The organism is Bradyrhizobium sp. P2_E8 (assembly GCF_056403875.1).
Genome location: NZ_JBFUES010000560.1, coordinates 1 through 4989 on the forward strand (window position 1 = coordinate 1; position 4989 = coordinate 4989).

General features: G+C 63.5%; 3 protein-coding genes. All 3 read left to right on the plus strand.

Annotation, left to right across the window (positions count from 1 at the left end; translation table 11 throughout):
• Positions 1-805 precede the first annotated feature (805 nt).
• Positions 806-2812, plus strand: a complete 2007-nt coding sequence (locus AC1D00_RS26425; protein WP_477012675.1) for a ParB/RepB/Spo0J family partition protein — start codon at positions 806-808, stop codon at positions 2810-2812.
• A 718-nt stretch (positions 2813-3530) separates the two neighbouring features.
• Positions 3531-3842 carry a DUF736 domain-containing protein gene (locus AC1D00_RS26430; RefSeq protein WP_045003395.1) on the plus strand — a complete coding sequence of 104 codons (312 nt, stop codon included), beginning with the start codon at positions 3531-3533 and terminating at the stop codon, positions 3840-3842.
• A 371-nt stretch (positions 3843-4213) separates the two neighbouring features.
• Positions 4214-4989, plus strand: a 776-nt coding sequence (locus tag AC1D00_RS26435) for a DUF932 domain-containing protein (RefSeq protein WP_477012676.1), incomplete at its 3' end; no start/stop codon positions are given.

Consider the following 4989-nt stretch of genomic DNA (forward strand, 5'->3'; position numbering starts at 1 on the left):
GCTTCCTGGAGCACGTCAATCGCCCATCCGCGCATCGTCCGTATCGCCGGTCTTCGTTCACTTGTCATCAGCATAGGAATAGCTCCTGATACGGCGAATCGTTTTGTCCGTCATTCGTTCCGGCTGCTAGCACATGGCTGGGATTCGCAATGGCAGGAACTCCCGCCCGTGAACCCGCGAGGAAATCCAAAGGCTCCAGCTAGCGCTTCGCTTTCGGTTGTGCGCGTCCGGCAAGGGCCGGACCGGGCTCTCGTGAACCAAGCCGCGTAGCGTCTCGGCCGTGCGGCTTCGATCCCTCGCGCTGAATAGTGTGTCGCTCGCCGGAGGCACTCGCTCGCGGGCCCCGCCGTCATTGCATGCCGGCGTCGCTATCACTGTCCCGCGTTCGGGTGCCTTCTTAACCGGTCTCGCGACTGCACTCGGTCCCGGGTCCCGCCGCTACGCGTCGGCGCTATGCTGACCCTCCTGCGGGTGCCTTTTTCTCTGCCGGGCACGGCCTGCACCAGCCAACATGCCCCATTTTCCAGATCTAAGGGGCTCCGCCCCTCGCGCGCGCCAGGGTAAAGCGCCGGCTGGTGCCGGCGCCGAACCGAGCGGTCTCCCCGGTCTTCCGCGCTTTCTCAGATCCTCAACACCGGAAATCCTGGCACGCGCTTGTGCAGACCCGCTCTTCGAGCGGCCCTTCGGGCGGGCGATCCCCCTCCGCTCGGGTCGCCCTGGCACTTGCTACCCCTGGTCTCGCCGACGGGCAGGGGCGCAGGCGCGGAGTGCGCCCTGCACCCATGAAAGCAAAAGGAGATCGATCATGTCGGCCAAGCACGTTGAACAACTSCCCGAGAACGGAACGCAAGTTCTCATTCCGCTCARCAAGCTCAAGAAGTCSCCGAAGAATGCGCGCAAGACGCCGCACAGCGATGCGGCGATCGAGGCCTATGCGGCGAGCATCGCCGCCAAGGGCATTCTGCAAAATCTGGTCGTTGAACCGGAGGTCGATGGAGAGGGGGCGGCCACCGGGTTCTATTTCGTGACCATCGGCGAGGGCAGGCGGCTTGCCCAGCTTCTGCGGGTGAAGCGGAAGGAGATCAAGAAGACCGAGCCGATCCGCTGCATCGTCGATACCGCGAACGATCCGCACGAGATCAGCCTTGACGAAAATGTCACCCGGGAAAATATGCATCCCGCCGACCAGTTCGAGGCCTTCAAGAAGCTGGCGGAAGAGCGCGGTTTCGGCGCGGAAGAAATCGCCGCCCGCTTCGGCGTGACGCCGCACGTGGTGCGGCAGCGCCTGCGGTTGGGCACAGTCTCTCCGAAGTTGATGCAGGTCTATCGTGATGGCGATCTGGCGCTTGAGCAATTGATGGCCTTTGCCATCACCGATGATCACGCCCGGCAGGAAGGTGTTTATGAGCGGCTATCCTATAACCGGGATGCCAGCACCATCCGTCGCATGCTCACCGAAACCCATGTGGCCGCAACCGACCGCCGCGCGCGTTTTGTCGGTATCGAAGCGTACACCGAAGCAGGCGGCTCAATCTTGCGCGACCTCTTCACCGAGGATCGCGGCGGCTATCTGGAAGACGTGGCGCTGCTCGATTTGCTGGTAACCGCAAAACTCGGTCGCGAAGCCGATGCGATTCGGGCGGCCGAGGGATGGAAATGGACGGAAGCCCATCTCGATTTCCCGCATGCCCACGGCATGCGGAGGACCTACCCGCATCCGGTCGAGCTTTCGGCGGAAGACAAGTCCGCCCTTGAAGCGGCACAGACCGAATTCGACCGCCTCACCGAACAGCACCAGACGGCCGATGAACTTCCTGATGAAGTGGATGCCCGCTTCGGCGAGCTTGAGACCGAGATCGAGCGGTTGGAAGCGAAGCGGCAGGCTTACGATCCCGACGACGTCGCGCGCGGCGGTGCGTTCGTGATCCTCAATCACGACGGCGCCGTCCGGATCGAGCGCGGTTTCATCCGGCCCGCGGACGAAAAGCCTCATTCCGAAGCGGACCAAGCCGCGGAAGCGGCAGCCGATCCGGAGGGAGCAGATACTCTGGCCGCGGAAGATGAGAGCAGGGAAGTAGAGGGTGCCGCCGATGAAGAGGAGGACGACCGCCCATTGTCTGATGTTCTCGTTCGTGACCTCACCGCTCACAGAACTTTGGGCCTCCGGCTCAATTTGAGCGAACAGCCGGAAGTCGCCATCGTTGCGGTCACCCATGCCCTCGCCGCGCAAATCTTCTATTTTGGCGCGGACGCCCATGTCGTCGGTATCCAACCGATCAAGACGGATTTGGCAGGGCATGCGGACGGTATCGAGGACACGCCCACCGGCAAGGCTTGGGCGGACCGCCACGCCAATTGGGCAAGGCAGATTCCGCGCGACGTCACGAGCCTGTGGGCATTTGTGGCCGAACTCGATTCCGACAGCCGCATGGCCTTGTTCGCCCATTGCGTCGCGCTGACCGTCAACGCGGTCAAACTGCCGTGGGAGCGGAGRCCCCGMGCYTTGGCAACAGCCGACCGGYTGGCGGAAGCSGTTKCCCTCGACATGACCGGYTACTGGCGGCCGACCGTGCGCAGCTATYTCGGTCGCRTCACCAAGGCGCGYATWCWGGAGGCRGTCTGCGASGGYGYGAGCGGCGAGGCSGCCGAKCGAATGGYCGATATGAARAAGRTCGATATGGCGGAAGCGGCCGAGCAGTTGCTSGCTGCGACCGACTGGYTGCCCGCCSTGCTGAGGACGGSCAAGCCGCAAGAGCAATCCGAKGCGYCCACCGMTGGGCGTGRTGATGCYTATTCGGAGGCTGCCGAGTGAGTTTYGGCCGGGGCCGCGSATGCGGCCCCGGCCAAYYAYCCAAAATTTCGGCCGCGCGCCYCGGCGCGCGGCCGATTTAATTKATGCAAAGCGACGACTCTCCGACGCAAGCCCGCACCTGGACGACGGAATGCGGGACCCTCCGATCTGTGCCGATCGTAGCGAACCGCGAACACAGGATYGTCGTCTGGCCCGCTTCATCAGCGGCGATGTGCCGTTRGCCTGGTCCTTGATCAGACGAATGACTGCCGCCGTTCGGATCGTCTTTCGGCGGGGGCTTCTTCCAGCGGCGCCCCGAMGCGCCACGACAGCATGCAAAATTGGTCGCTCATCGYTCTCTTTTGCGCGTTTCTATCGCCGTTGATGCGCTGACGTCAGCGTGTGTTCGACCGATCAAGCAGGGTCCTTGTGCTGTTCGCATGCCGGCAGCCATGGTTGTCTCCGTCAGTTCTTTCATGGGCGGCGTCCAACGCAACCTCGAATGGGCTGATCAAGCCCGAGGGACGGCAAGAGCCTCGATCGCCTTCCCGYAACGGCTACGCCTGCTTTTTTCYCCTGCCGCAAAGGGGCGGCATTCCTCGCGGAAAACAAAAAAGCAGGCTTACGCCGTCCTCCGCTGCGCTGCGGGCCTRGCGGCTGCGGGCCGCTCGCTCCCCGGGGCCAAGGATCGCCATCGAGGCCGCGATGGGCGCGGCCCGAGCAACCAACGGAGACCACCATGGCTACCATCGGCACCTTCACCGCTTCGGACAACGGCTACGTCGGCTCGATCAAGACGCTGACACTCAACATCAAGGCAAGGTTCGCCCCGTCCGAGAAGGACAACGACAAGGCGCCCGACTATCGCATCTTCGCCGGCACCACCGAATTCGGTGCCGCCTGGAAAAAGACCGCCCGCGAGACCGAACGCGAGTACCTCTCGGTCAAGCTCGACGATCCGAGCTTCCCGGCGCCGATCTACGCCTCGCTGGTGAAAGTCGAGGGMGACGAGGGYTTCACCCTGATCTGGTCCCGCCGCAACGGCGACTGATCCATCCGGATCATCCGCCCCGCCTCTCCGGAGGCGGGGCYTTTTRCGTTTCTGTCGCGCTCTTGCAGGGAAGCAGGAAGAGCRTTGTTTYTTGGAAGTGAATCGCTAAGGGCTCCGCCCTCGCGCGGGCAAGGGTGAAGCACCTGACGGTGCCGGCCGGAGCRGTGTCCCCGGTCTTCCGCGCCAAGGATCTTCATGACGACCAAAGTCGTCAGGGCGCGTGCAGACGCGCGCTCATCGAGCGCGCCCTTGTCAGGCGGGTGATCCCCCTCCGCTTYGGCCGCCCTTGCCCTTGCTACCCCAGGTCTCGCCGACGGGCAGGGTTGCAGCGCAGCGCTGCGCTTCAACCTCAGCCCATAGGAGAAACGACCATGAAYATGATGASKTTATCGCAAGGCCAACARTCTGCTTCCGGCGGTTTTCGTGTCGATGTATCGCGCGGTGAACGGATTGGCCGTGTGTCGTCGGAATGGTTCTCGCGACCGGATGACGAACGTTATTTGAACCTGCCGGACCTCTACAACGCCGTGCGCGGTCGCGCCGARCGCGCGCAGGCGCGGACGGTGGAAAGCCGGGCTATCCGGTTAGAGGCCAACAGCAACAATCCCGAGCGACTGGCCTTGATGGTCCCCGGCCGTGACGAGCCGGTGGCGCCCACCCATTGGAGCTTTGGCCAGTTGTGTACGCTGGTCGGCGCGCCGACGTCGTATTTGCGGCAGCTTCCCGCRGCTCTSTCYGGCATCAACCTGCAACACGGCTTGCTGACACACCGCGCCGAGCTCGTGAAAACCCTCGAAGCCGACAACGGGCGGGTCGAGCTTCGCGCCGTCACCGGGCCGGACTATGGTCGCATCTGGGACCATGAATTGGTCGCCGCCGTGATGAAGATCGCCGGCAACGGCACTGGCGACACGCGCTGGAAGGTGCCGGGCGTGCTGGATTGGTCAACGATGACCCACAATCCCTTTGTCGACGTGACCAAGGACACGACCACGCTTTACGCCAGCGACCGCGACGTGTTCCTGTTTCTGGTCGACGACACCAACCCGATCGAGGCGGGCCGGTTGCCGGATGGATCACCGGATTTGTATTTCCGGGGATTTTATTGCTGGAACAGCGAAGTTGGCAGCAAGACGCTCGGCATTGC